This is a genomic window from Streptomyces sp. BA2 (genome assembly GCF_009769735.1).
GTDB lineage: Bacteria > Actinomycetota > Actinomycetes > Streptomycetales > Streptomycetaceae > Streptomyces.
Window position 1 is genome coordinate 2,287,529 of record NZ_WSRO01000002.1, and the last position, 26,472, is coordinate 2,314,000.

At 71.3% G+C, this 26,472-nt stretch carries 21 protein-coding genes; 10 read left to right on the forward strand and 11 right to left on the reverse strand.

Features of this window, described 5'->3' with window-relative positions; all coding sequences use genetic code 11:
- Positions 1–326 precede the first annotated feature (326 nt).
- The gene (locus E5671_RS12960; RefSeq protein WP_160504122.1) at positions 327–1,409 is read right to left on the reverse strand and encodes a zinc-binding dehydrogenase; all 1,083 of its coding nucleotides are present in this window, start codon (positions 1,407–1,409) and stop codon (positions 327–329) included.
- Between the two features lie 71 nt (positions 1,410–1,480).
- Positions 1,481–2,869 (reverse strand): aldehyde dehydrogenase family protein, encoded by a 1,389-nt coding sequence (locus tag E5671_RS12965; RefSeq protein ID WP_160504123.1) that lies wholly within the window; start codon positions 2,867–2,869, stop codon positions 1,481–1,483.
- A gap of 368 nt (positions 2,870–3,237) precedes the next feature.
- On the opposite strand from E5671_RS12965, the gene E5671_RS12970 reads away from it, so the two are divergent.
- Positions 3,238–4,452 carry a S8 family peptidase gene (locus E5671_RS12970; RefSeq protein ID WP_160504124.1) on the forward strand — a complete coding sequence of 405 codons (1,215 nt, stop codon included), beginning with the start codon at positions 3,238–3,240 and terminating at the stop codon, positions 4,450–4,452.
- Here the strand turns inward: E5671_RS12970 and E5671_RS12975 are convergent.
- From E5671_RS12975 to E5671_RS12990, 4 genes are all read right to left on the reverse strand, one after another.
- The gene (locus E5671_RS12975; protein WP_160504125.1) at positions 4,436–5,716 is read right to left on the reverse strand and encodes an MFS transporter; all 1,281 of its coding nucleotides are present in this window, start codon (positions 5,714–5,716) and stop codon (positions 4,436–4,438) included. The two genes, E5671_RS12970 and E5671_RS12975, sit on opposite strands and share 17 nt — an antisense overlap.
- Positions 5,716–7,167: a CitMHS family transporter gene (locus E5671_RS12980; RefSeq protein WP_160504126.1), complete on the reverse strand. Its 1,452-nt coding sequence runs from the start codon at positions 7,165–7,167 to the stop codon at positions 5,716–5,718. The genes E5671_RS12975 and E5671_RS12980 overlap by 1 nt, the downstream gene beginning before the upstream one ends.
- A gap of 121 nt (positions 7,168–7,288) precedes the next feature.
- A complete protein-coding gene (locus E5671_RS12985) occupies positions 7,289–9,547 on the reverse strand; it encodes a molybdopterin-dependent oxidoreductase (protein ID WP_160504127.1) in 2,259 nt (752 codons plus the stop codon).
- A gap of 132 nt (positions 9,548–9,679) precedes the next feature.
- On the reverse strand, positions 9,680–10,312 hold the full coding sequence (locus tag E5671_RS12990) for a TetR/AcrR family transcriptional regulator (protein WP_160504128.1): 633 nt from the start codon (positions 10,310–10,312) through the stop codon (positions 9,680–9,682).
- Between the two features lie 102 nt (positions 10,313–10,414).
- On the opposite strand from E5671_RS12990, the gene hmgA reads away from it, so the two are divergent.
- The 3 genes from hmgA to E5671_RS13005 are packed head-to-tail and all read left to right on the forward strand — an operon-like array spanning position 10,415 to position 13,751.
- Complete coding sequence (hmgA, locus tag E5671_RS12995; RefSeq protein WP_160504129.1) at positions 10,415–11,761, forward strand: homogentisate 1,2-dioxygenase; 1,347 nt, start codon at positions 10,415–10,417, stop codon at positions 11,759–11,761.
- Between the two features lie 22 nt (positions 11,762–11,783).
- Positions 11,784–12,533 carry a UTRA domain-containing protein gene (locus tag E5671_RS13000; protein WP_160504130.1) on the forward strand — a complete coding sequence of 250 codons (750 nt, stop codon included), beginning with the start codon at positions 11,784–11,786 and terminating at the stop codon, positions 12,531–12,533.
- Positions 12,534–12,548: 15 nt separating this feature from the next.
- On the forward strand, positions 12,549–13,751 hold the full coding sequence (locus E5671_RS13005; protein ID WP_202121103.1) for a type ISP restriction/modification enzyme: 1,203 nt from the start codon (positions 12,549–12,551) through the stop codon (positions 13,749–13,751).
- Between the two features lie 92 nt (positions 13,752–13,843).
- Here E5671_RS13005 and E5671_RS13010 read toward each other — a convergent pair whose 3' ends face one another.
- Positions 13,844–14,554, reverse strand: coding sequence for a TetR/AcrR family transcriptional regulator (locus E5671_RS13010; protein WP_160504132.1), 711 nt, complete (start codon positions 14,552–14,554; stop codon positions 13,844–13,846).
- A gap of 63 nt (positions 14,555–14,617) precedes the next feature.
- Between E5671_RS13010 and E5671_RS13015 the strand changes: the two genes are divergently transcribed.
- The gene (locus E5671_RS13015) at positions 14,618–15,559 is read left to right on the forward strand and encodes an ATP-binding cassette domain-containing protein (RefSeq protein WP_160504133.1); all 942 of its coding nucleotides are present in this window, start codon (positions 14,618–14,620) and stop codon (positions 15,557–15,559) included.
- An 85-nt stretch (positions 15,560–15,644) separates the two neighbouring features.
- The gene (locus tag E5671_RS13020; RefSeq protein WP_160504134.1) at positions 15,645–16,427 is read left to right on the forward strand and encodes an ABC transporter permease; all 783 of its coding nucleotides are present in this window, start codon (positions 15,645–15,647) and stop codon (positions 16,425–16,427) included.
- 15 nt (positions 16,428–16,442) lie between these two features.
- Here E5671_RS13020 and E5671_RS13025 read toward each other — a convergent pair whose 3' ends face one another.
- From E5671_RS13025 to E5671_RS13040, 4 genes are all read right to left on the reverse strand, one after another.
- Positions 16,443–18,170 carry an amidohydrolase gene (locus E5671_RS13025; RefSeq protein WP_336605742.1) on the reverse strand — a complete coding sequence of 576 codons (1,728 nt, stop codon included), beginning with the start codon at positions 18,168–18,170 and terminating at the stop codon, positions 16,443–16,445.
- Between the two features lie 200 nt (positions 18,171–18,370).
- A complete protein-coding gene (locus tag E5671_RS46210; RefSeq protein ID WP_160504136.1) occupies positions 18,371–18,637 on the reverse strand; it encodes a hypothetical protein in 267 nt (88 codons plus the stop codon).
- Between the two features lie 116 nt (positions 18,638–18,753).
- Positions 18,754–19,557, reverse strand: coding sequence for an anti-sigma factor (locus tag E5671_RS13035; protein ID WP_160504137.1), 804 nt, complete (start codon positions 19,555–19,557; stop codon positions 18,754–18,756).
- A complete protein-coding gene (locus E5671_RS13040; protein WP_160504138.1) occupies positions 19,554–20,096 on the reverse strand; it encodes a sigma-70 family RNA polymerase sigma factor in 543 nt (180 codons plus the stop codon). Before E5671_RS13040 ends, E5671_RS13035 begins: the two co-directional genes overlap by 4 nt.
- 208 nt (positions 20,097–20,304) lie before the next feature.
- Here E5671_RS13040 and E5671_RS13045 point away from each other — a divergent pair, with 208 nt between their 5' ends.
- From E5671_RS13045 to E5671_RS13060, 4 genes are all read left to right on the forward strand, one after another.
- On the forward strand, positions 20,305–21,882 hold the full coding sequence (locus tag E5671_RS13045) for a DUF4331 domain-containing protein (RefSeq protein ID WP_160504139.1): 1,578 nt from the start codon (positions 20,305–20,307) through the stop codon (positions 21,880–21,882).
- A 144-nt stretch (positions 21,883–22,026) separates the two neighbouring features.
- Positions 22,027–23,349: a tetratricopeptide repeat protein gene (locus E5671_RS13050; protein WP_336605743.1), complete on the forward strand. Its 1,323-nt coding sequence runs from the start codon at positions 22,027–22,029 to the stop codon at positions 23,347–23,349.
- Positions 23,346–24,743, forward strand: coding sequence for an urease accessory protein UreH domain-containing protein (locus E5671_RS13055; RefSeq protein ID WP_160504141.1), 1,398 nt, complete (start codon positions 23,346–23,348; stop codon positions 24,741–24,743). Before E5671_RS13050 ends, E5671_RS13055 begins: the two co-directional genes overlap by 4 nt.
- A gap of 110 nt (positions 24,744–24,853) precedes the next feature.
- Positions 24,854–26,470 carry a serine/threonine-protein kinase gene (locus tag E5671_RS13060; protein WP_237330554.1) on the forward strand — a complete coding sequence of 539 codons (1,617 nt, stop codon included), beginning with the start codon at positions 24,854–24,856 and terminating at the stop codon, positions 26,468–26,470.
- Positions 26,471–26,472 lie beyond the last annotated feature (2 nt).

The window sequence follows — 26,472 nt, forward strand, 5'->3', positions numbered from 1 at the left end:
CACACTCCGGTGGGTCCGGGGACGGGACAGGGGGTGGGCGTGTGATTGCAGGGACCGTACCGACCGGTGGGTATGTGGTCAACGGTTCATGCAGAGAGGTTTTCCCCAACCCCGCCCCTTCCCGAAAACCCGCTCGGCGCAGGGGCCTTTCGGGGGCTTTGACTGCCGTCATCACCGGCTCCGCCGAGTTCGTCCTCAAACGCCGGACGGGCTGAGAATCAGCCCGTCCGGCGTTTGAGGACATCTTGTACGGGGGCCCAGGGGGCGGAGCCCCATGGTTTCGGGAAGGGGCGGGATTGGGGAAAGAAAAACGCTCTGACCCGCGCCTAGAACACCACCAGCGCTCGCCCACCCTTCCCCGCGACCATGTTCTCGAAGGCCGCGGGAATCCCTTCAAGACCGATCCGATCCGTCACAAGGACCCCCAGGTCAAAACGCCCCTCCCGGATGTGGTCAGCCAGGACCGGCAAGTCCACCGCAGGGTCGGAGTTCCCGTACACGCAGCCCGAAAGCGTCCGCCCCCAGTGGAAGATCTCCAGAGCGTTGAAGGTGACCTGCTGGTCCTTGCCGCCGATGCCGACCACCGTCGTACGCCCGCCGCGCCGCGTCGACTCCCAGGCCGTACGGATCGTCACCGCACGCCCCACGCACTCCACCGCCACGTCCACGCCCTGGCCACCCGTCAGCTTGCGGATGTCCTTCGCCGTCGTCTCGGAGGCGACCACGTACTCGGTCGCTCCCGCCGACCGCGCCAACTCCTCCTTCTCCTGCGACACATCGACCGCGATGATCTTCGAGGCACCGGCGATCCGTGCCGCCTGGAGCGTGGCGAGGCCCACTCCCCCGACCCCGTAGACCGCTACCGTCTCGCCCTCGCGGACCTTCGCGGAGTGGTGCACGGCGCCGTACCCGGTGAGTACGGCGCAGCCGAGGAGCGCCGCGTCCGTCAGCGGGACGCCGTCCGGGGCGGGCAGCACGCAGTTGCCCGCGACCACCGTCTCCTCGGCGAACGCGGCGACGTTCAGGCCGGGGTGGAGGTCCGCGCCGTCCGAGGCGCGGCGTGCGTACACGTCGGCCGCACCGGCAAGGGCGTTCACGCACAGCCACACCTCGCCGAGCGAGCAGGCGTGACAACTGCCGCAGGAGGGAGCCCAGTTGAGGACGACTCCGTCGCCCGGCACGACATGCGTGACCCCCTCGCCCACGGATACGACCGTCCCCGCACCCTCGTGCCCGAGCACGGCGGGCACCGGCACCCGCATCGTGCCGTTGGTCAGGGACAGGTCGGAGTGGCAGACCCCGGCGGCGGCGAGGCGCACCCGCACCTGGCCGGGGCCCGGCTCGGGCAGGTCGATCTCGGTGATCTCCAGGGGAGAACCGACGGCGGGCAGAACAGCGGCGCGGACCACGGTGACGTACTCCTCAGAAGGTGCGGAACAGAGGCTCAGAACTGGTCAGAATCAGCCCTGGTCAGAACTGGTCAGAACTGGAGGGACTTCGTCTGGAGGTACTCGGTGAGCCCGTGCGGGCCCAGCTCGCGCCCCACCCCCGACTGCTTGTAACCGCCGAACGGGGCAAGGGGGTTGAAGCTGCCGCCGTTGATGTCGACCTGACCCGTGTCCATGCGGCGGGCGAACGCGATCGCCTCCGCGTCGTCGGCCGCCCAGACCGCGCCCGCGAGCCCGTACACGGTCCCGTTCGCGATCCGCAGGGCCTCGTCCTCGTCCTCGTACCTGATGATCGAGACGACCGGACCGAAGATCTCCTCCTGGGCGATCGTCATCTCCGGGGTGACGTCGGCGAAGACCGTCGGCTGGACGAAGTAGCCCTGCTCGCGCGGTGCTTCGGAGCCGCCGGCCACCACGCGCGCGCCTTCCTCGACGCCCTTGTCGATGTAACCCCGCACGCGCGCCTGCTGCTTGGCGTTGACGACGGGGCCGATGCGGGAGCCGTACTTGGCCGCGGCCGCCGCCGCGAGCTCCACCGCCTCGTCGTACCGCGCGGAGTCCACCAGCATGCGGGTCCACGCGCTGCACGTCTGGCCGGAGTTGGACATGACGTTCGCGACGCCCACGTTGACCGCCTTGGTCAGGTCGGCGCTGGGCAGGATGACGTTGGCGGACTTGCCGCCGAGCTCCAGGGCGACGCGCTTGACCGCGGCGCCCGCGGTAGCGCCGATCTGCTTGCCGACCGCCGTCGAGCCGGTGAAGGAGACCAGGTCGACGCCCTCGTGCTCGGCGAGAGCCTGTCCCGCGACCGGACCGAGGCCCGTGACCAGGTTGAAGACACCGGCGGGGATGCCCGCCTCGTGTACGGCCTCCGCGAAGAGCTGAGCGGTGAGCGGAGTGTCCTCCGCCGGCTTCAGGACCACCGTGCAGCCCGCGGCGAGCGCGGGGGCCACCTTGTTGACGATCTGGTGGAGGGGATAGTTCCAGGGCGTGATCGCGCCGACCACGCCGACCGGCTCCATGTAGACGGTGGAGTTGCCGATCTTCTCCTCGAAGGCGTACGTCGCCGCGAGATCGGCATACGAACCGGCGACCAGGATCGGCACGCCCGCGTGCACCATCTGCGAGAACGGGAGCGGGGAGCCGAGCTCCGCCGTCACCGTCTCGGCGATCTCATCCTTGCGGGCGACCAGCTGGTCACGGAGTGCCCCGATGAGCGCGCCGCGCTCGGCGGGCGGGGTCGCCGCCCAGGCGGGGAAGGCCTCGCGGGCCGCGCGCACCGCCGCGTCGATGTCCTGCGCCGTGCCGGCGGGGACCTGGCCGACCGGCTGCTCGTCGGCCGGGTTCAGGACCGTGATCGTGTCCGTGCCGACGGCGGGCCGCCAGGCGCCGCCGATGTAGATGCCGTCGTGGGCCTTCATCGCACTCCTCAGTTAGTCGTCCGCGCTCGTCAGTGAGTCGTCCGCGCTCGTCCGCACTCGTCCGCACCCCAAACTAGCGCTGATAGTTTTTTGGCACCAGGGGTGCCCGAAGGGTGCCGACGCCGGGGACATTCACCCCGGCTCGACACCTACCCCCACGTGTTGCTCCGAAATTCGATTTCGTGCATGTGACAGACACATGTCAAGGCGTCAACTCCCTTGATCTACGCCTGTAGAGCCGACATTCTGCTGATCGCGCCGGGAGCGGAACGCACCGCTCCCGGCTGTGTGTGCGATCACGCACACGCCCCCACAGTTGCGCCGCCCGAACCGGGGCGCGCGCCGCCTATGAGGAGGACTCCCTCGTAATGGCAATGCTGCGCAGCAAGAAAACAGTGATCGCCGCGGCGATCTCGACCGCCACCGCCGCCACTCTGTTCGGTGCGGTCACCGCCCTTCCGGCCCAGGCCGCTCCCGCCGAAGGCACCGTGATCGGGGCCGGCTCGGCCGACGCCGTCAAGGGCAGCTACATCGTCACGCTGAAGAAGAACTCGGGCTTCAAGGCCGCATCGGCCCAGGGCAAGGGTCTGATATCCGAGTACGGCGGGTCGGTGAAGAAGACCTTCAAGTCCGCGCTCGACGGATACACCGTCGAGCTGAGCGCGGGTGAGGCGAGACGCCTCGCCGCGGATCCCGCGGTCGCCTCGGTCGAGCAGAACCGGACCGTCCGGGCGGACGCGACCCAGAGCAACGCGCCTTGGGGCCTGGACCGCATCGACCAGACGAGCCTGCCACTGTCCGGCACCTACACCTACCCGGACACCGCGGGCTCGGGCGTCACCGCGTACGTGATCGACACCGGCGTACGCATCTCGCACTCCGAGATCAGCGGGCGCGCGGTGAACGGCTATGACGCGGTCGACCGCGACAACACCGCCCAGGACGGCAACGGCCACGGCACGCACGTGGCCACCACCATCGCGGGCAAGACGTACGGCGTCGCCAAGAAGGCCAAGATCGTGGCCGTCCGCGTGCTCGACAACAACGGCTCCGGCACGACCGCCGGTGTCATCGCGGGCATCGACTGGGTGACGAGCAACCACGCGGCAGGCGCCCCCGCCGTGGCCAACATGTCGCTCGGCGGCGGCGCCTCCACCTCGCTGGACAACGCGGTGAAGAACTCCATCGCCGACGGCGTCAGCTACGCGGTCGCCGCGGGCAACGAGGGCGTCAACGCCTCCTCGTCGTCCCCGGCGCGGGTCCCCGCGGCCATCACGGTGGGCGCCACCAGCAACACGGACGCCAAGGCCAGCTGGTCCAACTACGGCTCGGTCCTTGACATCTTCGCGCCCGGCGTCTCGATCAAGGCGGGCTGGCACACCGGCGACACGGCCACGAACACCATCTCCGGTACGTCGATGGCCACTCCGCATGTCGCGGGTGCGGCGGCGGTGTACTTGGCGGGCCACTCCTCGGCCACGCCTGCCCAGGTCTCCTCGGCCCTGGTGAACGGAGCCACCTCGGGCAAGGTCACGAGCCCGGGCAGCGGCTCGCCGAACAGGCTGCTCAAGATCGTCCCGTAGCAGCCCGTGACCCGGGGTCGGTGCACCGTCCATCACCGGCTCCGCCGAGTTCGTCCTCAATCGCCGGACGGGCTTTTCCCAGCCCGTCCGGCGGTTGAGGCCCCGCAGGGCTCCGCCTCAGCCCCAGCCCAGCCGCCACCAGCAACAGCCCGCCCAGCATCACGAACGGCGCGGCGACCCCCGCCACCCCCGCGATGAGCCCCGCCCCGGCAGGCGCGGCGACCTGGCCAAGCCGATTTCCCGTAAGCCGAAGCGCAAGCGCGGTAGAACGGGCACCCTCCGGCGCCGCCTGCACCACAGTCGTCATCGACAGCGGCTGCCCGACTCCCAGACAGAAGCCCAGCAGCACCAGCATCACCGCGAGCCCCCACACAGGCACCGGCAGCGCAACTCCCGCGCACAGCACGGCGGCCAGCAGACACGTGACGACGATCAGCGCCGTACGCCCGAGCAGATTGATCAGCGGTGTCATCACGAGCCGGCAGGCGATCGTCGCGGCGGCCCGCAGCGAGAGGAGCACGCCGACCGTCGCGGGCGCGATGCCCCGGTGCTCGCCGACCACCGGCAGATAGGCCGTGAGGATGTCCGTGGCGGAGAGCACCGCGAGGCTGATGAAGATCCCCGCGGGGACACCGCGGGTGCGCAGGATGCCGAACACCGGCACCTTGTCGCCCCGCTTCGGCGAGGCACCGGCGGGGCGGGCGTGCTCGATGCGCCACAGCGAGGTGAGCGAGACCGCCGCGACCGCTCCGGAGACGAGCAGGGCGATGGCGCTCGTGCGGCCCATGTCCCCGCCGATGAGGGAGCCCGCGGCGATCGGCCCGATCAGCTGCCCGAGCGAGGCACCGATCGTGAAGTGCCCGAAGTTGCGGTCCTGTTCGTCGGGGGCGGACTGCCGGGCGACGATCGACTGGGCGCCGATCACGAAGCAGAGGTGGCCGAGGCCCATCACGCCGCTCCAGGCGGCGAGCGCGCCGAGCGACCCCGCCGTGCCGCTGAGCGCGCACCCTCCGGCGATCAGGACGACGCCGACCGGAAGCAGCGGCGCGCACCGCCCGTGGTCCGTCCTGCGCCCGAGCGGCACGGCCGCGAAGAGCGGAAGTAGCGCGTAGACACCCGCGATGACGCCGATCGCCCGCTCGTCGGCGCCCAGCGAGAGGGCCCGGTAGGAGACGGCAGGACGCGCCATCGACACCGCCCCCTGCGCGAAGCTGAAGGCGATGACGAGGCGCAGCAACCAGGCACGGCCCGGTGTCGATGGCATCAGATGATGCCGAAGAGGATTCCGGAGCCGAGCACCACGAGCGAGGTGAGCACGGCCCATTTGACGGTGAACTTGGTGTGGTCGCCGAACTCGACCTTGGCCATGCCGACGAGGACGTACACGGCGGGGACCAGCGGGCTCGACATGTGCAGGGCCTGTCCGGCGATCGAGGCGCGGGCGATCTCCAGGGTGCCGACCCCGTGCGCCTGACCCGCTTCGGCGAGGACCGGCAGGACACCGAAGTAGAAGCCGTCGTTCGACATGAAGTAGGTGAGCGGCAGGGACAGGAGGCCGGTGACCAGGCCCATCTGCGGGCCCATGCCCTCAGGGATGGCGTCGACGAGCCACTTGGCCATGCTGTCGACCATGCCGGTGCCCTGGAGGACGCCGGTGAAGACGGCGGCCGCGAAGACCATGCCGGTGACGTTGAGGACGTTCTCCGCGTGGGCGCCGATGCGGGCCTTCTGGTCGGGCATGTGGGGGAAGTTGACCGTCAGGGCGAGCGCGGCACCGAGCAGGAAGAGGACCGGGATCGGCAGCCACTCCATGATCATGGCGGTCAGCAGGACCACGGTGAGACCGGCGTTGAACCAGTAGAGCTTGGGGCGCAGGGTGGAGCGGTTCGGGTCGAGCCCCTGGAAGCCGTCGTCCTCCTCATCGGCCTCACCAGAAGCGGACTCACCAGAAGCGGCAGCCGCCTCCGCGTCCGTCCCGGAGCCCGCTCCCCCGGTGGTCTTCTTCGTGAGTGACGTACGCCCGGTGCCCGTGCCGCCACCGGCACCCACCAGGACCGTCTCGCCCGCCGTCTCCTTCTCCAGGACCTCGTCCAGGGAGAGCATGCCGAGCCGCTTGCGCTCCCGCAGACCCAGTGCGTAGGAGAGCAGGAAGACGGCCACGAGGCCCATCGCGAGCGCCGGGATCATCGGCACGAAGATGTCGGCCGCGTCGACCTTGAGCGCGGCCGCGGCGCGGGCCGTGGGGCCGCCCCAGGGAAGGGTGTTCATGACGCCGTTGGCGGTGGCCGCGACGCCCGTCATGACGACGAGGCTCATCTTGAGGCGTTTGTAGAGCGGATACATCGCCGAGACCGTGATCATGAAGGTCGTCGAGCCGTCGCCGTCGAGCGAGACGATCGCGGCGAGCAGCGCGGTGCCGACCACGATGCGCACCGGGTCCGCCTTGCAGAAGCGCAGGATGCCCCGGACGATCGGGTCGAAGAGGCCGACGTCGATCATGACGCCGAAGTACACGATGGCGAACATGAGCATGGCCGCCGTGGGCGCCAGATTCCCGACGCCTTCGAGGACGTAGTCCCCGAGATGGGCTCCCTTTCCTACGAACACGCAGAAGAGCGCGGGGATCAGCACCAGTGCCGCGATCGGCGACATCTTCTTCATCATGATCAGCACCAGGAAGGTGGCGATCATGACGAATCCGAGGATTGTCAGCATGGGGGCTACCTAACGTTCACCATCGAACTCCCACCAGGTCTGGCGGTCCGGTTGACGTTAGGACCCGTTCTCAAGCGTTAACAAGATGTTGACGTGTGAGCAATAAGCGCAAAACTCCTGGTCAACGAGTTGCCGGCAGCAGAGGCAGCACGGACACCGGGAAGCCGTTGAGTACGGACGTCCCGGAGAGCGGGTCGAGGAGAGAGCCGTCCAGGAGCTGGTTCACATTGGCCCCGGGGTTCTCGGCGGCGACGGTCAGACGGGTGCCGGGGCGGTCGTGGCCCCAGCCGTGCGGCAGGCTGACCACGCCGGGGCGCACGGCGTCGGTCACCTCGACGGGGACGGCGATCCGGCCGCCGGCGGCCTCCACGCGCGCGTGGCCGCCGTTGTCGAGGCCGATGCGGGCCGCGTCCTCGGGGTGGACGTGCAGGGTGCAGCGGTTGGAGCCGCCGGTGAGGGTGCGGACGTTGTGCATCCAGCTGTTGTTGGAGCGCAGATGACGGCGTCCTACGAGGACGAGCTCGTCCGGGGCGGCGCGCAGCGCGTTCGTCAGGCGGGGCAGGTCGTCCGCGATCGGCCCCGGGAGGAGTTCCACGCGTCCGCTGCGGGTCCTGAGGACCTGCGGGAGGCGGGACTCCAGCGGTCCGAGGTCGATGCCGTGGGGGTGCGCGATGAGCCGGTCGAGGGTGAGCCCGTCCTCGCGTGCGCCGAATCCGTCGCCGTAGGGGCCGAGGCGCAGCATCAGGTCGAGCCGCCGCTCGGGGCCGCTGTCGCCGGTGAGGAGAGCGGCCAGTTCCTTGGGGTCGCGGCCGTACGCGGGCGAGTGCGGCTCGGTGACGGCCTTGCCGAGGGTCTTGTCGATGACCATGGCGTCGACGGCCGCAGGATCGGCGCCGTGCATCCCGCTCGCAGCCAGGACGAGACGCGCGAGGATCTCCGTCTCGGCGATCCTGCCGCCCGCCAGGGGCAGTGCGGCACGGGTGTAGCGGACCTGGTTGTGCACGGCGAACCCGTTGAAGGCGAAGTCGAAGTGCGCGCTCTGGGAGGGCGGGGGCGGCGGCAGGACCACGTGGGCGTGGCAGGAGGTCTCGTTCAGATACGGGTCGACGCTGACCATGAAGTCCAGTGAGGCCAGGGCCTTGTCGAGGCGGTCGCCGTCGGGCGCCGAGAGGACCGGGTTGGCCGCGACGGCGACGACCGCGCGGATCGCGCCGTCGCCGGGGGTGTCGATCTCCTCGGCGAGCGCGGCGATCGGCAGTTCGCCCTTGGCCTCAGGGTGCCCGCTGACGCGGCTGTGCCAGCGGCCGAGCGCGAATCCCTTGCCGGGGCCTGCCGGGCGGGGCGCGCGGTCGGTGGCCGAGAGGGGGAACAGGGCGCCGCCGGGCCGGTCGAGGTTGCCGGTCAGGACGTTCAGGACGTCGACCAGCCAGTTGGTGAGCGTGCCGTAGACGACGGTGCTCGCGCCCACGCGGGCGTAGACGGCGGCGGTGGGCGCGGCGGCCAGGTCGCGGGCGAGGGCGCGGATGGTGTCGGCGGGCACGTCGCAGGCGGCGGAGACGGCGTCGGGGGTGAAGTGGCGTACGGCATCGCGCACGTCATCGACGCCCTCCACCTGGTCCTCAAGGGCGCCGATGCCGGTGAGCTTCTCCTCGAAGAGGACCTGGGCCATGGCCGCGAGCAGCAGCGCGTCCGTGCCGGGCCGGATCGCGAGGTGCTGGTCGGCGAGCTTCGCGGTACGGGTGCGGCGCGGGTCGACGACGGTGAGCGTGCCGCCCCGCGCGCGCAGCGCCTTCAGCTTGCCCGGGAAGTCTGGGGCGGTGCACAGGCTCCCGTTCGAGTCCAGGGGGTTGGCGCCGAGCAGGAGCAGATGGTCGGTGCGGTCCAGGTCGGGCACCGGGATCGCGAACGCGTCGCCGAAGAGGAGCCCGCTGGACACGTGCTTGGGCATCTGGTCGACGGTGCTCGCGGAGAAGATGTTGCGGGTGCCGAGCGAGCTCAGCAGGACGGATGGGTAGAGACCGCCCGCCATGGTGTGCACGTTCGGGTTGCCGAGCACGACGCCGATCGCCTGCGGACCGCAGCGCTCGATCAAGGGGCGAAGCCCTGCGGCGACGGCGTCGAACGCCTCGTCCCAGCTTGCCTCTTGGAGTACGCCGTCCTTGCGTACGAGGGGGCCCTTCAGGCGGTCGGGGTCGGAGTCGGCCTCTCCGAAGGAGGCGCCTTTGGGGCAGATGAAGCCGTGGCTGAACACATCGTCCCGGTCCCCGCGCACACCGGTCACGCGCGCGCCTTCGGCGCCGTCAGGGGGTCCTTCGATGGTGAGCGTGAGCCCGCAGGTGGCTTCGCAGAGGGGGCAGATACGCAGGGCGGTGCTGGGCATGGAGGACCCTCCAGAGCGGCGGCTACGGCGCACGTGCGCTCTCACCATACCGACCGGTATGCATGGCGTCAGGACCCGCGAGGGGTGAGGTCGCGAATCCGCCGGCCCTCCTCGCGAATCCGCGAGCCCGGTTCAGTCCAGCGAGCCCGCGAAGTAGGAGTGCAGCAGGGTCCGCGTCTCCTCGATCAGGTCAGGGTCGCCCGACGGGTGCGCGCGGAAGGCGAGTTGGAGGACGGCGTCCACCGCTTCGACGCCGACGAGCACCGTGCGGCGCAGCTTCTTGTCGAGCGGCCGGTCGATGTGGGCGGCGAGCAGTCCCGCAACTCGTTCGGCGACATCCGAGTTGGCGTCCGGCATCGCGCCGGGGGCCGATGGAATGCCGAAGTCGACGAGGCCGAAGCCGGGGACGCTGCGTTTCATGGCGAGGTACTCGTCGAAGGCCGCGTCGACGGCGCCGCGCCAGTCGCCGCGCTCCACGCCGGCCATGCGCGCCGCCACGCGCTCTCCGTACGCGTCGAGATTGCGGTGGGCCAGGGCGTCGGCCATGGCCCGCTTGTTGCCGAAGAAGCGGTAGACCGAGCCGATCGGGACGCCCGCGCGGGCGGCGACGGCGCGAGTGCTCAGATCTTCGTAGCCGACCTCGTCCAGGAGGCCGGCGCAGGCGTCGAGGATGCGGGTCAGACGCTCGGCACTGCGCTCCTGCACGGGCACGCGGCGCAGGGTTCTCGGGGGTGGCGGCGGCTTGCGCTGATCACGGCGGGGCATCCCCGGGAGAGTAGAGCATCGTTCACATCCATGGGTCCCCCTTGCGGAAGGAAAACCTGAATCCTACGGTGTCCCATAGGAATCGTTGACGAGGGAGCGATGATGAGCCGGGAACACACCAGCGACGCCGGACGTGCGGACGCGAACGACCCGCGCAAGACGGCCGAGGCACTGACGTACCTCTCCGGCTTCGGCAACGAACACAGCTCCGAAGCGATGCCCGGCGCCCTTCCGCACGGCCGCAACTCACCCCAGCGCGCACCCCTCGGCCTGTACGCGGAGCAGCTGAGCGGCACCGCCTTCACCGAGCCCCGCGCGCACAACCGCCGCTCGTGGCTCTACCGCATCCGCCCCTCGGCCGCGCACCCGGCGTTCACCCGCGTCGACAACGGCGCTCTGCGGACCGCGCCCTTCACCGAGACGCCCGACCCCAACCGGCTGCGCTGGAACCCGCTCCCGGTGCCCGCGCCCGGCACGGACTTCCTCGCGGGCCTGTGGACGCTGGGCGGCAATGGCGACGCCACCCAGCGCACCGGCATGGCCGTGCACCTCTACCACGCCAACTCCTCCATGACGGACAGGGTGTTCAGCGACTCGGACGGCGAACTCCTCGTCGTGCCCGAGCAGGGCGGCCTGCTCCTTCGCACCGAGTTCGGCCTGCTGCGCGCCGAGCCGGGCGAGGTCGCGCTGATCCCGCGCGGGGTGCGCTTCCGCGTGGAGCTCCTGGACGACACCGCCCGCGGGTACGTGTGCGAGAACTACGGGGCGGCCTTCCAGCTCCCCGACCTGGGTCCGATCGGCGCGAACGGCCTTGCCAACGCACGGGACTTCAGGGCTCCCGTCGCGGCGTACGAGGACGACGACCGCCCGGTGGACGTGGTGAACAAGTTCTGCGGGAACCTGTGGCAGGCGACCTACGACCACTCGCCCCTCGACGTCGTCGCCTGGCACGGCAACCACGTTCCGTACGTGTACGACCTGCGCCGCTTCAACGTCATCGGCACCATCAGCTACGACCATCCGGACCCGTCGATCTTCACGGTCCTCACCTCGCCGTCCGATACGCCGGGCCTCGCGGGCGTCGACTTCGTGGTCTTCGCGCCGCGCTGGCTGGTCGGCGAGGACACCTTCCGGCCGCCGTACTTCCACCGGAACGTGATGAGCGAGTACATGGGCCTGATCGAGGGCGCGTACGACGCGAAGGCGGAGGGCTTCGTGCCCGGCGGCGGCTCGCTGCACAACATGATGTCGGCGCACGGACCCGACCGCGACACCTTCGAGAAGGCGTCGGCCGCCGAGCTGAAGCCGCAGAAGATCGACGACGGGCTTGCCTTCATGTTCGAGACCCGCTGGCCGGTGACGGCGACCGAACAAGCAGCTCAGGCCGCCCATCTGCAGCGCGGATACGACGATGTGTGGGAGGGTCTGGAGCGCCATTTTCGAAACTGATGCGGACTGATTCGGAGAGACCGTGACCGCTTTCGCCCCGGACTCGATCGTCCTGAATCGCAAACTGCCGCTCTGGTATCAGGTGTCGCAGTCCCTGCGCGCCTCGATACTCGGCCGCACGCCCGACGCCCCGCTCCGGCTGCCCACCGAGGAGCAGCTCGCGGGGCACTACGGCGTGAGTGTCCTGACCATGCGCCAGGCGCTCAAGGAGCTCGAGGACGAGGGTCTGATCACCCGCCACCGGCGGCGCGGCACGTTCATCGAGCCCAGCGCCCAGCGCGGCTCACCGGTCCGGCTGCTCGGCTCGGTCGACGCGATCGTGGCCCAGCAGTCGGGCATGAGCACCCGGCTGCTCGCACACGGCACGGCTCCGGTCTCCGCCGAACTCGTCGAGCACTTCCCGGATCTGGCCGAGGTGGCGACGTACCACCGGCTGCGCAGCGACGAGAAGACGGGCGAACCGACCAATCACGCCCATAACTTCATCCGCCCCGAGCTCGCGGAGCGTATCGACCTCGACGACCTGACGCGCTGGCCCATGACGAAGGTCCTGCGCGATGTGGTGGGCGTCCGCATCAGCCGCATCACGGACACCGTCGAGGCCACGCTCGCCGACCCGGAGACGGCCCGTCTCCTCGAAGTGCCGCTGCTCAGCCCGATCCTGCACTACACGGGCATCACGTACGACGAGGACGGGCGCGCCCTGGACGTGGCGCGCATCCACTACCGCGGCGACCGCTTCTCCTTCACGGTCACCCTCGACGCGACGTAAGGGTCTCCACGTACGATGCCGGGCGTGACGCACGACGAAGCGGCGCTGCTCGCCGACCTGATGCCGTGGTCCGTCGCACCGCTCCGGCCGGGCCGCGGGTGGCCGATGGACCCTGACGCCGCATCCCTCAGAGCCCGTTGGGCGGCGTTCGTGCGGGCGGACGCGGCGGAGCGTGAGCGGCTGCTCTCCCCCTCGCGCTCGCGCACCCTGCACACTGCGGTCGCCCAACTCCCGGGCCACCAGGGCGCGACGGTCCCGCTGGCCGCCGAGTCGGGCCCCTGCCCCGAGCCGGTGCGCGTCCTGCACGGCCCCTTCGACGAGCAGTGGCTGATCCCGGACCACCGGCTCATCGACGCCGCGCGCCCGGAGCTGTGGCGGGTCGCGGGCAAGGGGCAGCTGTTCCTCGTCGAGCAGGGCTACGTCACCGGTTCCACGGGGCCTGCGGTGCTCGCATCCGCAGTGCTGCCGGACGGCCGCTCCCCCGCCGGGCGGCCGGGGCGCATCCGGCCGCTGTTCCGCCGCCCCGGAGGCCTCGAACCCAATGTGGCGCCCGGCCTGCTGGCGTATCTCTCCGACGCGCTCGGCCAGGACGTCGACGACGCCGGGGACCTGCTGGCGTGGACGCTCGCCGTCGCGGAGGCGTCACCGTCCGGGTGCCGGGTGCCGCTGACGTCCGACGCCGGGCTCTGGGCGCAGGGTACGGAGTTGGGGCACCGCATCCTCGCACTCCAGGCGCGCGGTGACGGTGCGCGGCCGAAGCTCCCCGGTGGCCGGCGGCCCTACGTCCGTGCGCCGCTCCCCGCCCGCCCCGCGGAAATCTCGTACGACGCCGACGAGGAGGCCCTGTGCGTGGACGCGGGCCGCATCTCGCCGGTGCCGCGGGAGGCGTGGGACTTCGAGGTGAGCGGGGTGCGGATCCTTGAGCTGTGGTTCGAGCGGCGGATGGCGGCAGGTGAGGCGGGCTCCCTGGAGGCGATCCGCCCCGCGGAGTGGCCACAGGCCTGGACGTCCGAACTCCTTGAGCTGATCACGGTGCTCGCACTGCTGGCGGAACTCCACCCGCTGCAACGGGAGTTGGCCGCTGGGCTCGGCTCCCGCATCACGGCGGACACGCTGCGCCGGGCGGGCGTGCTTCCCGTACCGGCCGCCGCGCGACGCCCCGCGTCCGTGCTCGACCACCATGAGGAAGGCCCCGGCGGCCAGTTCGCCCTCATCTGAGCCAACTGGCCGCTGAGTCGACAGTCGACTGGCCGCTGAGCCCACTGGCCACTGGGTCGACCGGTCTGTGCCGTCACCGATCTGGACGCCTCTCAGGCGAACGAGTCCAGGAGCCGGTTCAGCATCCTGTCGAAGAGTTCGTCGGGGTCACCGGGGGACGGGCCCTCCGTGAGTGCCGCCGCGAGCCGTGGATAGGCCCCGCCCGCGACCTGCCCGGCCAGATACGCGAACCGCACCTGCTGCTCCTGCTCCTCCGACCACGGCAGTGACCGGGCGCGCTCCGCCATGGCGAACTCGTTGACGACGAACGTCATGACCGAGCCGTTGACCATCCCGATGAGTTCCATCTTGGTGCCGTAGGGCGCGTCGAGCCCCTCCAGGGCGCCGAGGCAGTGCTCCAGATAGCGCAGGGCGTTCGGGCTGAAGCCGTAGAGCGTGGACATGATCCGCGGCAGCCACGGGTGGCGTCGCACGATCCCGCGCGTCTGGCGGCCGAGCGCCAGCATCTCGGCGCGCCAGCCGCAGCCGGGCGGTCCCCCGGGCAGCTCGTACTCGCCGCTGACCGCGTCGACCATCAGCTCGTACAGGTCTTCCTTGCGCGGCACGTAGTTGTAGAGCGACATGGTGCCGCAGCCGAGCTCGGCCGCGACCCTGCGCATGGAGACCGCGTCGATGCCGTCCGCGTCGGCGATGCGGACGGCTGCCGCCGCGATGTCCGCCCTGCTGTACGCGGGCTTCGGGCCTCGGCCCGCACGCTCGGGGCGCGCCCAGATCACTTCCGGTTCGGCCGCTCGGCCCGCCATTGATCATCACCTCGCTCACCATGTTAGTTACGTACAGCGTACGTAGTGAGGTACCGTGCGGACATGACTTCTACGTACGCTGTACTTAGTGAGGGTCTGGAGAAGCGCTACGGTGACGTCCACGCCCTGCGTGGCCTCGACCTCGCCGTCCCCGAGGGCGCCGTCTGCGGGCTGCTCGGCCCCAACGGGGCGGGCAAGACGACCGCGGTGCGCCTGCTCACCACGCTCCAGACGCCGGATGCCGGGAAGGCGCTCGTCGCGGGGCACGACGTGGTGCGGGAGGCTGCCGCGGTGCGGCGGCTCATCGGGGTGACCGGGCAGTACGCCTCCGTCGACGGGGATCTGAAGGGCCGGGAGAACCTGCGGCTCTTCGCCCGGCTGCTGCGGGCTCCGCGGGCGCGGGGCGACGAGCTGCTCGAACGGTTCGGCCTCACGGACGCGGCCGACCGTCCCGCACGCACGTACTCCGGCGGCATGCGGCGGCGGCTCGACCTCGCCGCGAGTCTTCTGGTGCGGCCGAGAGTGCTCTTCCTCGACGAGCCGACCACCGGACTCGATCCGCACAGCCGTAACGGCATCTGGGACGCCGTCAGGGAACTGGCCGCCGAGGGGACGACCGTGCTGCTGACCACGCAGTATCTGGAGGAGGCCGATCAGCTTGCCGACGAGGTCGTCCTGATCGACGGGGGGCGTGCCGCGCATCGCGGCACGCCTGCCTCGCTGAAGGCGCAGATCGGGAGTTACGTCGAGGTGGTGCTCCCGCTGGACTCGGCCGAGCAGGCGCTGGCCGGTGCCGCGGTCGTTCTGGATCAGCTCACCGGGGGTGAGCCGGTCCTCGATGCCGAGCGGCGTACCGCCGGGGTTGTCGCCCTGGACCCGGATCTCACGCTTCCGCGTGTCGTACGGGAGCTTGATGCTGCCGGGGTGCCTGTTGTGGACGCGACGCTTCGGGCGCCGACTTTGGACGAGGTTTTTCTGCGGCTCGTCGCCGCTCGCGTTTCCTAGACCGCCGCTTCGCGGCGGGTTTTTCCCGCCCACCCGCCCGATTGCCCCGTAGCGAGCGGGTGGGGTCTACCCATGGAGTTCCCCCTTGAGCGCCATCCTCTACGACGGCTCCGCCGTCCTCAGCCGGCATCTGCAGCGCATCAAGCACGCGCCCGCCATCCTCGTCATGACGCAGACGATGCCCATCGTCTTCCTGCTCTTCTTCGGCTACGTCTTCGGCAGCGCCCTCGCCATGCCCGGCGCCGACTACCGCGCCTTCCTCGTCCCGGGCATGCTCGTCGCGACCGCCGCGAACGGCATCATGACCGGCATGTTCACCGCCGCCCAGGACTCCCACCGGGGCGTCATGGACCGCTTCCGTACGATGCCCATGAGCCGCTCCGCCGTGCCGCTCGGGCAGGCCGTCGCCGATCTGCTGACCACCGCCGTGGGGCTCGTGCCGCTGATGCTCGTCGGGCTCGCGATGGGGTGGCGGATCGAGGGCGGCCCGCTCCAAGCCCTGGGCGCCTTCGGCCTGTTGATGCTCTTCCGGTTCGCGACGACCTGGGTCGGCATCCTGTTCGGGCTCGTTTCGCAGAGCGAGGAGGCGGCGGGACAGCTGGGCAGTGCGACGTTCATGCTGCCGCTGCTCTCGAACGCGTACATCCCCACCGACGGGCTTCCCGGGTGGCTGCGCACCATCGCCGAGTGGAACCCGATCAGCGGGGTCGCCACGGCGGTGCGTGACCTGTGCGGCGACGCGCCCGTGCCGACGGACGCCGCCTGGCCGGTGGCGCACCCCGTGGCCGGGGCGATCCTCTGGTCGCTCGTGCTGCTCGCCGTGTGCGTGCCGCTCGCCGTCCGCCGGTACACGCACGGAGGACGGTGAGCGGAGGGCCGCGCCTTACTTCTGAGGTGCGAGCTCGGGTCCCAGCGAGGAGAACTTCTCCTGGGACACCACACGCTTCGGCGGCCAGGTGATGTTCGACGGCGGCCACTTCTGGCCCGTCTTCTTGAGGAACCACGCCGGTGGTTCGTACATCGGCGGCTCATAGCCGTCCGGCAGCGCGGTCTTCCAACTGACGTCCTTCGTACGCTCCTTGAACTCGTCCTTGACCGCCTTCAGGCGCTCGGGCTGCGTGATCAGGTCGACCGCGGTCGCCGCGAGGTACTTCGCCGCCGCGATCACCGCGGCCTGGCCGGGAGCCGCCGCCGCGCAGGCGGCGGTGGACCAGGTGTGCATCTTGGTGCCGATGGGAGCGAGGGCGGCGCCCATCGAGACGGTGGGGACGTTCCAGCTGATGTCGGCGACGTCCGTCGAGCCGCCGCCCATGAACACCGGGTTGGGCGGGGTCAGTTCACCGATCTTGTCGTGCATGCCCTTCTGCGGCAGACCGAGGGACTCCTGGAGCTCCTTGGCCAACTCATGGGCCTCGGAGGGGAATCGGGGCGGGCCTATCTCCCGCATGTTCGCGTGCAGGAGTTCGGCGAAGGCCTTGGCCGGGAGCTGGTTCCAGCAGGCCGAGGTGACGCGGTGGCGGACGGTCGTCTGTGACGCCTTGGCCGCTGCCTCGGAGACCGCGATCACCTTGTCCAGGAGGACCTGGACACGGGCGGGGCTCCCTTCGCGTACGTAGTACGAGATCTCGGCGATCTCCGGGGTGACGTTCGGGATGTCACCGCCGTTGTTGATCACCCAGTGCAGTCGGCCGCTCGGCGCGAGGTTCTCCTCGCGCAGGAACTCCGACATCGTCGCCATCATCACGGCGGCGTCGAGCGCGGACTTGTTGCCGAGCGGGGTGCCGCCGTGGCCTGCCACACCGAGGAAGGTGAAGGTGACGGCGGTCATCGCCGTGGTGGAGCCCCAGCCGGTCGCGTTGGCCGTCGAGGGGTGCCAGTCGAGGAACGCGTCGAGCCCGTCGTACACGCCCTTGCTGACGGCGTACGTCTTGCCGATCAGCGCTTCCTCGGCCGTGGAGCCGAAGAACTTCACGGTGACGGGGAGCTTGTGCTTCTTGGCGGCCTGGGCCACGGCCGCCGCGGCGGCCGCTGCCGCCGTGCCGAGCGCGCTGTGGCCGCAGCCGTGGCCGGGGCCGTAGCTGGGCGCGAAGGGGTCGTGGATGTACTCGCGCGGATCGTGGTGGCCCACGCCCTTGTTCTGCGAGAGGCCGGGCAGCGCGTCGTACTCGCCGCTGAAGCCGAGGACCGGGCCGCCCTTGGCGTGCGTGAACGTCGCGGTGAACGCCGTCGGGAAGCCCGCGGTGCCGAACTTCACGTCGAATCCGGCCTGTTCGAGGAAATCGGCCTCGGCGATGGAGGACTTCCACTCGCGCAGGGACAGCTCGGCGTTGTCCCAGATCTCGGCGTTCAGGCCGGTGATCCGGTCGTCGTGGGAGGTGATCCAGTCGAGCGCCGCGCGCTTGGCGGGGGTGTCGGCGGCGAGGCCCTCAGGAGCTTCGTAGGCTGCCGGGCTGTCGTCGGCGCCCGCGGCCATCGCCGGGTCCGCGTCGGCGGTCATGACGCCGGCGGTGACACCGGCCGCGCCGAGGAGCTGCATGATGTGGCGGCGGCTCAACGCCGGGCCGCTCGCGGGGAGTGCTTCATGCTCATGCTGATCGTGCAGGTCACACACGCGCACCTCCGGGGGTGAGGTTGGGTGTATCAGCCAATCGACCAGCCACATTGGGGCCGGAAAGTTGCGGCGTCAACAGGTGTGCGTGACAAGGGTGTTACTCGGGGTGCTTGATGAGTGACGTGTGCGGAGTGGGAAGGGGCGGGTGGGTGGGAGCAAATCCGCCGCTGAGCGGCGGCCGAACCCCCGACCACCCGTGGTCAGCGACCCCCAAAGAGCGACCGACGCAGCCTGCGCAAGGGAGCGAAGAGGGAAACCCTCCGCACACGTGCACCGCGGCCACTGTGGTCATGCGCGCCCCGTGAGGTCAGCTCACGCATCAGCAACGTCGCTTCCGCCGTCTCACGCTGCGGAACGGCGGGGCCGCCCAGCACTGCGAGATGGCGGTCGAGACGCGAGCTGGTCGCGCTGCTCCCGCAGGTGATCGCAGGGACACGCGCCCTGCTGCGCACCGTTATCTGTTCCATGTCACTCCCCACCCGTACGAGGGCACCCGGCCCAGGGCAGGTTAACCCTATCGCCCCGCCACGACACTCGTGTATCCCGGTCACAGGATTCACCTACCCCGTAAGGAGGTTGACGATTACTCTCCGAATACAACTGATTCCAGGGCGAGTTGGACAAGAGGGGCAGAAGTGGGCCTCTCTGAGCCACCGTCGGGTTCGACGGTCACGGCCAGTGACGCGGCGGACGCGCTCAGGCCCGTGGCGATCACGGGCGTTTCGCCGTCGAGCAGGCCCAGGGAACGGGGCGCCGAGGCGGGCCGCAGCAGCCACAGTTGGTGCGCACGGCCCTCGGGCGGCGCCGCGAGCCCCGTGACGCTCACCACGGCGCGCCGCCTGGACTCCGACGCCACGACGTTGATGCCGCGCCCCCAAGTTTCCCTCTCCCCGCTCGCGCGGGCGTCCGGAGCGGCCAGGACGTGGGCGATCTCACGTGCTTCGGCGCGCTCTCGCTCCAGTCGGCCGTCGGAACGGGCCAGCTGGACGGCGAGGATCGCGCACGCGGTCATCGCGAGGGCGGTGAAGGCGCCGACGAGGCCGACGGGAACGCCGACGGGAACAAGGAGCGCGCGGGTGCGAGGGGGCGCGCTCGGAGCGACGGGCGCCCGCTGGGGCGGCTCCTGTTCCGTCGCGCGTACGGCGTTCAGCACCCGCTCGCGCAGGGCGGGCGGAGGAGGGGCCGCCGTCGCTCCCGCCAGACGTACCGTGCCCTCGCCCAGCTCCCTGGTCTCCGTACGGCAGCGTGCGCAGCGGGCCAGATGCCGTTCGAAGCGGCGCAGTTCGCGGGGGTCGAGGGCGTCCAGGGCGTAGGGGACGGCCAGGGAGTGGACGCGTCGCCAGGGCCGCGGTCGCCCGGCGGCGACCCTCTCGAAGCCCCCGCTCATGTCGCGGCGCCCAGGCAGTCGCGCAGCCGCAGCAGTCCGTCCCGCATCCGCGTCTTGACGGTGCCGAGGGGCACGGAGAGGCGCCGGGCCACTTCCCGGTACGTATAGCCGTCGTAGTAGGCGAGCGTGACGGCCTGGCGCTGGAGGTCGGTGAGGCGCCGGAGGCAGCGGCGCACCCATTCGCGCTCCAGGCTGCCCTCGACCGCCTCGGCGACCTGGTCGAAGGCGGGTCCTTCGCCCCGCTCGGCCACGCGCCGCTCGCGGTCGCTCGCCGCACGGGCGCTGCGTACCCGGTCGACCGCCCTGCGGTGGGCGAGCGTGAGGATCCAGGCGAGGGCGCTGCCGCGCGCCGGATCGAACCGGGCCGCCGTCCGCCAGAGTTCGAGCAGCACCTCCTGGACCACTTCCTCGGACTGTGCCGGGTCGCGGAGCACCCGGCGGACCATGCCGTAGACCGGCCCGGAGACCAGGCCGTACAGCTTCTCGAAGGCCCGCTGATCGCCCTCGGCGATCAGTGGCAGCAGCTCGTCGGGCTCCATGCGCGTCCCTCTCCCCCTGCCCCGGCCCGGAGGCTCACGTCCTCCCGGGCCGGGTGCGTCGATGTCCGGTCGCACCGGGATTCGGGACGGGACAAGGCACCGGATTGGGAACGAGGGCAATCCGCCGGGCCCTTCGCCCCGAATGGCGTGCGTCAGGCGGCTTGCGCGCAGCGCGGGGTCGCGCGAGGAACAGTTAAGGACGGACGCGATGACAGCTATCGCCAGGAGCCGAGCGGGGCGGCGCGGCAAGCGCGGCCTCGCCGCGCTCGTCTGTGGCGCGCTGGCCGCCGGGGGGCTCGCAGCCGCCGGCGTGACGGCACTGCGACCGGAGACGGCCGACGCCTCCAGCCACCGGGAGGCCCCGCTGATCTCGGGGCAGCCTCAGTACGACACCACGGACGTGTACGCGTTCGTGAGCCCGGACAAGCCCGACTCCACGACGATCGTGGCGAACTGGCTGCCTTTTGAGGAGCCCGCGGGCGGTCCCAACTTCTATCCCTTCGCCGATGACGCCCAGTACGACGTCCACATCGACAGCGACGGGGACGCGCAGGGCGACCTCCTCTACCGGTGGACGTTCGACACGAAGACCAAGAACGGCGACACGTTCCTCTACAACACCGGGCCCGTGACGAGCCTCGACGATCCCGACCTGAACGTGACGCAGACGTACGACCTGGAGCTGATCAAGCTCAAGGACCAGAAGGTCGTCTCGACCACGAAGGTCGCCGACGACGTGCCCGCGGCGCCGTCGCACGTCGGCAAGGCGTCCATGCCGAACTACAAGAAGCTGCGTGATCAGGCCGTGCGCCCGGTCAAGGGCGGGGGCTCGACGTTCGCGGGGCAGGCCGACGATCCGTTCTTCCTGGATCTACGGGTCTTCGACCTGCTGTACGGCGGTGATCTGTCGGAGGTCGGGAACGACACCCTCAAGGGCTACAACGTGAACTCCCTGGCCCTTCAGGTGCCGACCGCCCGGCTACGGCAGTCGGAGAAGCAGCCCACCGTCGGCATCTGGTCGACGACGCAGCGCAAGAACGCCAACGGCAAGTGGGCCCAGGTGTCGCGCCTCGGCAATCCGCTGGTCAACGAACTGGTCGTGCCGCAGAAGGACAAGGACAAGTTCAACGCGTCCTCGCCCTGGAACGACGCGGACTTCCTGAAGTACGTGACCAAGCCGGAGCTGCCGAAGCTCCTGGAGAAGATCTACAAGCTGAAGGCGCCCGCCGAGCCGCGCAACGATCTCGTGTCGGTGTTCCTGACGGGCGTGAAGGGTCTCAACCAGCCGCCGGGCGTCCGGCCCGCCGAGGCCCTGCGGCTCAACACATCCGTCAAGCCCGCGGATTCGCCCAAGCGGCTCGGGGTGCTCGACGGCGACAACGCCGGGTTCCCGAACGGGCGGCGGCTCGCCGACGACGTCGTCGACATCGAGCTGCAGGCCGTCGAGGGCGAACTCACCGGAAACAAGAACGACTTGGGCGACGCGGTGGACGTCAACGACCAGGAGTTCGGCGACACCTTCCCGTACGTGGCGCTGCCCACGTCCGGGTCCCGGGGGCCGCTGGCCAAGGGCGGCGGGGGCGGCGACAGCTCGGCGCGCGACGCGCTGGGCGGCGGCGGTGCGGTGCCCGGACGTCCGGGGTCCGACGACAGCGGTGGCGGCGACGCCACCGACGCCGTGCTGATCGCCTCCGGGGCGGCGGGAGCGGCAGGGGTGCTGCTTGTCGGACTCGGGCTCGCGTGGTGGCGCAGGCGGGCCGCCGGGGACGGCGGCCTGACCGGCTGAGTTCCTCACCCCCGTTGACCGGCGCGGCCCGCAACCATCCCCCTGCGGGCCGCGCCCTCTCCCTCCTCCTACGGAAGCTTCGGAAGGTCCAGTGATCCAGTGATGGCAGTACCCGCATTACCTCGTCCTGGCGGTCGGTCCGTGGTGGCGGCTGTCGTTCTCGCGCTCGCGATCACCGGGGGTGCCGTGGTGACCGGCGGTGAGAGCGGGCAGGACCGGCCGCCTCCGTCGTCCGTAGCCGTGGCGCCGGGTGCTCTGCGGGGCGGTGACCTGGATCGTGGCGTCGAGGCGCTGCAGGCTCATCTGCGGGACCAGCCAAGGGACTTCGGGGCGTGGGCTTCGCTGGGGGCGGCCTATGTCGAGCAGGCCCGCACCCGGGGTGACCCGTCGCGGTACCGCGAGGCGGAACGCGCTCTCGGCCGGTCCCTGGAGCTGCGGCCCCGCAACGACGCGGGGCTCGCGGGACGGGCGGCGCTGGCCGCCGCCCGCCATGACTTCGCCGGGGCGCTGCGCCACGCGGAGGCCGCGCTCGACGTGAACCCTTACAGCGAGGGCGCGTTGGCGTCGCGGATCGACGCGCTGGTCGAGCTCGGGCGGTACGGGGCGGCGGCGCGGGCCGCGGACGAGGCGGACGCGCGGCGGCCCGGGGTGCCGGTGTTCACGCGGTACGCGTATGTGCGGGAGCTCCGTGGCGATGTGGCGGGGGCCCGGCGGGCGCTGACGCAGGCCGTGGGGCCGGGGTCCGGCGACGCGGACGTCGCGTACGTCGCCACCGCGCTGGGGGAGCTCGCCTGGCGGCAGGGCCGGTACGGGGAGGCGCTGAAGCAGTGCGGGAAGGCGCTGCGGGCGGACGCCTCCTATCTTCCGGCGCTGGAGTGCAGGGCTCGGGCGTGGGCCGGGCAGGGCGATGCGGGGCGTGCGATACGGGGGCTGCGGGAGGTGGTGGCGCGGGCGCCGCTGCCGGGACCGTTGGTCGCGCTGGGCGAGTTGTACGAGGCGCGGGGCGAGCGGGGTGACGCGGCGAGGGCCCGGGAGCAGTACGCGCTGGTGTCCGCGTGGGTGTCGCTGGCTCGGGCGAACGGGGTGAACGCGGACCTGGACGCGGCGATCGCGTTGACGGATCACGGGACCCGGGAGGAGCGGAAGGAGGCGCTGCGGGCGGCGGAGGCGGAGTGGGGACGGCGCCACACGGTCCACACGGCGGACGCACTGGCCTGGGCCCTGCACGTCAACGGCCGCTCACGGGAAGCCCTCCCGTACACCCGCCGGGCCACGGCCACGGGTTTCCGCGAGGCGTCGATCCTGCGCCACCGAGGCGTGATCGAGGGGGCGACGGGCGACGCGGACGCAGCCCGCCGCTGGAAGTCGGCGGCGAGGGACTTGAACCCGGGGTTCTCGCTGCGGGGCAATCGGGCGGGTGGGCGGGAAAGGCCCGTTCGGGCGACAAGCACTGCGGGGCACCCATGAAGCGCCGCGCCCTCGGCTACGGGGGCGCCCTGGCCGCAGGGCTCGCAATAGCCCTGCTGCCCGCAGGCGAAGCCTCCGCCCACCCCTTGGGAAACTTCACCGTCAATCAGTACGACGGGCTCGTGGTGGGCCAGGGGCACCTCCGCGTGGACCACATCGAGGACCTCGCCGAGATCCCGGCCACCCAGGCCATGCCCCGCATCAAGCGTGAGGGCATGGAGAGTTGGGCCGAGGAGCGGTGTCAAGCCGCCGCCCGCGGCAGCCGGCTGCGAGTGGACGGGCGGACGGCGGGACTCCGCGTGGAGGAGGCCCGGGCGGTCACCCGGGAGGGCCAGGCAGGCCTGCCCACCCTCCGCGTGGAGTGCGAGCTCGGTGCCCCGCTCCCCCGGGGCACCGAGCTCGCGGCCCGGTTCACGGCTGCCGGACAGCCGGGCCCCGGGTGGCGGGAAGTCACCGCGCGGGGCGACCGGATGACCCTGAGCGCGTCGGACGTACCGGAGGCGTCCGTGTCGAAGCGCCTGACCCGCTACCCGGAGCGGCTGCTCGACTCGCCGCCCGGCGATGACTCCGCCACCCTGCGGATCACGCCGGGCGGCCCCGCCCTGAACGAGGAGCGGCCGGAGGCACCGGCCTCCGTGCTGCCACGCGGCGCGGACCGTTGGACGCAGGCCCTGACCGGACTCGTGGCGCGCCACGACCTCACCCCCGGCTTCGCCGGACTCGCCCTGGCCATCGCCCTGTTGCTGGGGGCGCTGCACGCCGTCGCGCCGGGGCACGGCAAGACGTTGATGGCGGCGAGCGCCGCCGCGAGGGGGCACGCGTCCCTGCGTGACGTCCTCCCCCTCGCCGCGTCGGTGACCGTCACGCACACCCTCGGCGTGACCGCCCTGGGGCTGCTCGTGGCGGGTGGCTCCGCCGCCGCCCCGTCGGTCATCGCCTGGCTGGGAGTGGTCAGCGGCGTGCTCGTCACCGGAGCGGGGGCCCTGCTCCTGCGGCGGGCCTGGCGGCGGCGCGGGCACAGTCACCATCACCACGCCGATCACCACCACACGCACGAGGCGCCGCCCACGATCCGCGGCGCCCTCTTCCTCGGCTTCGCGGGCGGCCTCGTACCCAGTCCGTCCGCGGTCGTCGTGCTCGTGGGCGCCGCCGCCCTGGGCGAGGCCTGGTTCGGGTTGCTGCTCGTCCTCGCGTACGGGGTGGGGCTCGCCGTCACGCTGACGGCCGCGGGGTTCCTCGTGGTGCGGGTCGGGTCCCTCGCCGGGCGGCGGGTCCACGGGCCCCGGTGGCTGCGTCGGACCACGCATCGTTTCCTGCCGTTGGGCTCCGCGTTCGTCGTGCTCGCCCTGGGGTGTGGATTGGTGTTCAAGGGGGCGGCAACCGCGCTCGGTTGAGGTAGTTTTGTCGAGAATCGCACGGCTGCGGATGGGGGACGCCCGTGAGCGAGAACGAGCGTGTGATCGCGGGGCGCTACCGCCTGCTCGCCCCCTTGGGCGAGGGCGGCATGGGCACGGTCTGGCGTGCCCGCGACGAAGTCCTGGGCCGCGAGGTCGCGGTCAAGGAGGTGCGCGCGCCCGCCGGGCTCCCGGCCAGTGAGGTCGACCGGTTGTACGCCCGCCTGGAGCGCGAGGCGTGGGCCGCCGCCCGTATCCCGCACCGCAATGTGGTGACGGTCTATGACGTGGCGAGCGAGGACGGGCGCCCGTGGATCGTCATGGAGATCGTGCGGGGTCTTTCGCTGTCCGACGTCCTGGACGCGGAGGGTCCGATGGCCCCGCAGCGGGCCGCTCGTGTCAGCGCCGAGGTGCTCGCCGCCCTCCGGGCCGCCCACGACGCCGGGGTCCTGCACCGTGACGTCAAGCCCGGCAACGTACTCATCGCGAACGACGGCCGTGTCGTCCTGACCGACTTCGGGATCGCCATGGTGGAGGGGAGTTCGGCCCTCACCATGACGGGTGAGGTGGTGGGCTCCCCCGAATTCCTCGCCCCGGAGCGGGCGTTGGGCCAGCGCCCTGGGCCCGAGTCCGATCTGTGGTCGCTGGGTGTGCTGCTCTACGCGGCCGTCGAGGGCCATTCCCCGTTCCGGCAGGACACCCCGCTCAGTACGCTGCGCGCGGTCGTCGACGAGGAGTTGCCGCCGCCACGGAACGCGGGGCCGCTGGTCCCGGTCATCGAGGGGCTGCTGCGGAAGGACCCCGCCGCCCGGATCTCCGCCGCCGAGGCGGAGAACCAGCTGCGGCTCATCGCGGCGGGCGGCACCCCCCAGGTGGCGACGCCGCTGCCGTACATGCCGACTGTCACGTCACAGCAGTCACATCAGCACCAGCAGGTACCCTCTCCGCTTCCGCCGCCGTCGTACCGGCAGGAGCCCGTCGTCACCACGACCACCACGGCTCCTGCGACGCGCTCGCGCCGCACGGTCCTCGTCCTCACCGCGGGCCTTGTCGCCCTGGCGCTCGCCCTGGGCGGACTCGTCTACGCCCTGGTCAACCGTGACGACGGAGGCGGGGGCGGCACCAGCGGCGGGTCCTCCGAAGGAGGCGGCAGCGGCGGGAACGGGAGCGGCGGTTCCGACGGCGGCAAGAACGGCGGCAACACGTCGGGCAGCGGTGACGACGGAGGGTCGGGCGACGGCGGCGGCAGTGACGGCGGCTCCACCGGCGGCGGCTCCACGGACGGTGGCGGCGGAGGCGGCGACGACGGCGGTGGCGGCAACGGCGGTTCGACCACGCACCCGGCGCAGTCCGTCAAGGTCTCGGTCACCGGCGCGAACACGGAGTACAGCGGCACCTGTCCGCCGGCCGCCGGGCAGGCCCCCTCGTTCACGGCGACGTTCACCGTGGGGCGGGTTCCGGTCACCGTCGACTACCGCTGGGTGACCAAGTCGGGCGAGCCGAGCGACCCCGGCTGGAAGACGCTCAGCTTCGCCTCTGGCGGGGGCAAGTCCAAGCAGGCGCACCACACGGAGACGGTCGACGGGGAGCCGGGCTCGACGTATCAGAACGACATCAGTGTGGAGGTGCGCGGTCCGGTGGAGGCCGGCTCCAACTCGGTCGCGTACTCGGTGACATGCGAAGAGGAGACCCCGACGGGCGGGGCCTCCTCCTATGCGCCGAACTGAGC

Coding starts and splice junctions, on each gene's coding strand:
- E5671_RS12980 (WP_160504126.1), bottom strand. CDS start 7,167: ATGCTGACAATCCTCGGATTCGTCATGATCGCCACCTTCCTGGTGCTG.
- E5671_RS13055 (WP_160504141.1), top strand. CDS start 23,346: ATGAAGCGCCGCGCCCTCGGCTACGGGGGCGCCCTGGCCGCAGGGCTC.
- E5671_RS13060 (WP_237330554.1), top strand. CDS start 24,854: ATGGGCACGGTCTGGCGTGCCCGCGACGAAGTCCTGGGCCGCGAGGTC.
- E5671_RS13015 (WP_160504133.1), top strand. CDS start 14,618: ATGACTTCTACGTACGCTGTACTTAGTGAGGGTCTGGAGAAGCGCTAC.
- E5671_RS13010 (WP_160504132.1), bottom strand. CDS start 14,554: ATGGCGGGCCGAGCGGCCGAACCGGAAGTGATCTGGGCGCGCCCCGAG.
- E5671_RS46210 (WP_160504136.1), bottom strand. CDS start 18,637: ATGGAACAGATAACGGTGCGCAGCAGGGCGCGTGTCCCTGCGATCACC.
- E5671_RS12975 (WP_160504125.1), bottom strand. CDS start 5,716: ATGCCATCGACACCGGGCCGTGCCTGGTTGCTGCGCCTCGTCATCGCC.
- E5671_RS13045 (WP_160504139.1), top strand. CDS start 20,305: ATGACAGCTATCGCCAGGAGCCGAGCGGGGCGGCGCGGCAAGCGCGGC.
- E5671_RS12970 (WP_160504124.1), top strand. CDS start 3,238: ATGGCAATGCTGCGCAGCAAGAAAACAGTGATCGCCGCGGCGATCTCG.
- E5671_RS12985 (WP_160504127.1), bottom strand. CDS start 9,547: ATGCCCAGCACCGCCCTGCGTATCTGCCCCCTCTGCGAAGCCACCTGC.
- E5671_RS13040 (WP_160504138.1), bottom strand. CDS start 20,096: ATGGAGCCCGACGAGCTGCTGCCACTGATCGCCGAGGGCGATCAGCGG.
- E5671_RS12965 (WP_160504123.1), bottom strand. CDS start 2,869: ATGAAGGCCCACGACGGCATCTACATCGGCGGCGCCTGGCGGCCCGCC.
- E5671_RS12990 (WP_160504128.1), bottom strand. CDS start 10,312: ATGCCCCGCCGTGATCAGCGCAAGCCGCCGCCACCCCCGAGAACCCTG.
- hmgA (WP_160504129.1), top strand. CDS start 10,415: ATGAGCCGGGAACACACCAGCGACGCCGGACGTGCGGACGCGAACGAC.
- E5671_RS13005 (WP_202121103.1), top strand. CDS start 12,549: ATGCCGGGCGTGACGCACGACGAAGCGGCGCTGCTCGCCGACCTGATG.
- E5671_RS13035 (WP_160504137.1), bottom strand. CDS start 19,557: ATGAGCGGGGGCTTCGAGAGGGTCGCCGCCGGGCGACCGCGGCCCTGG.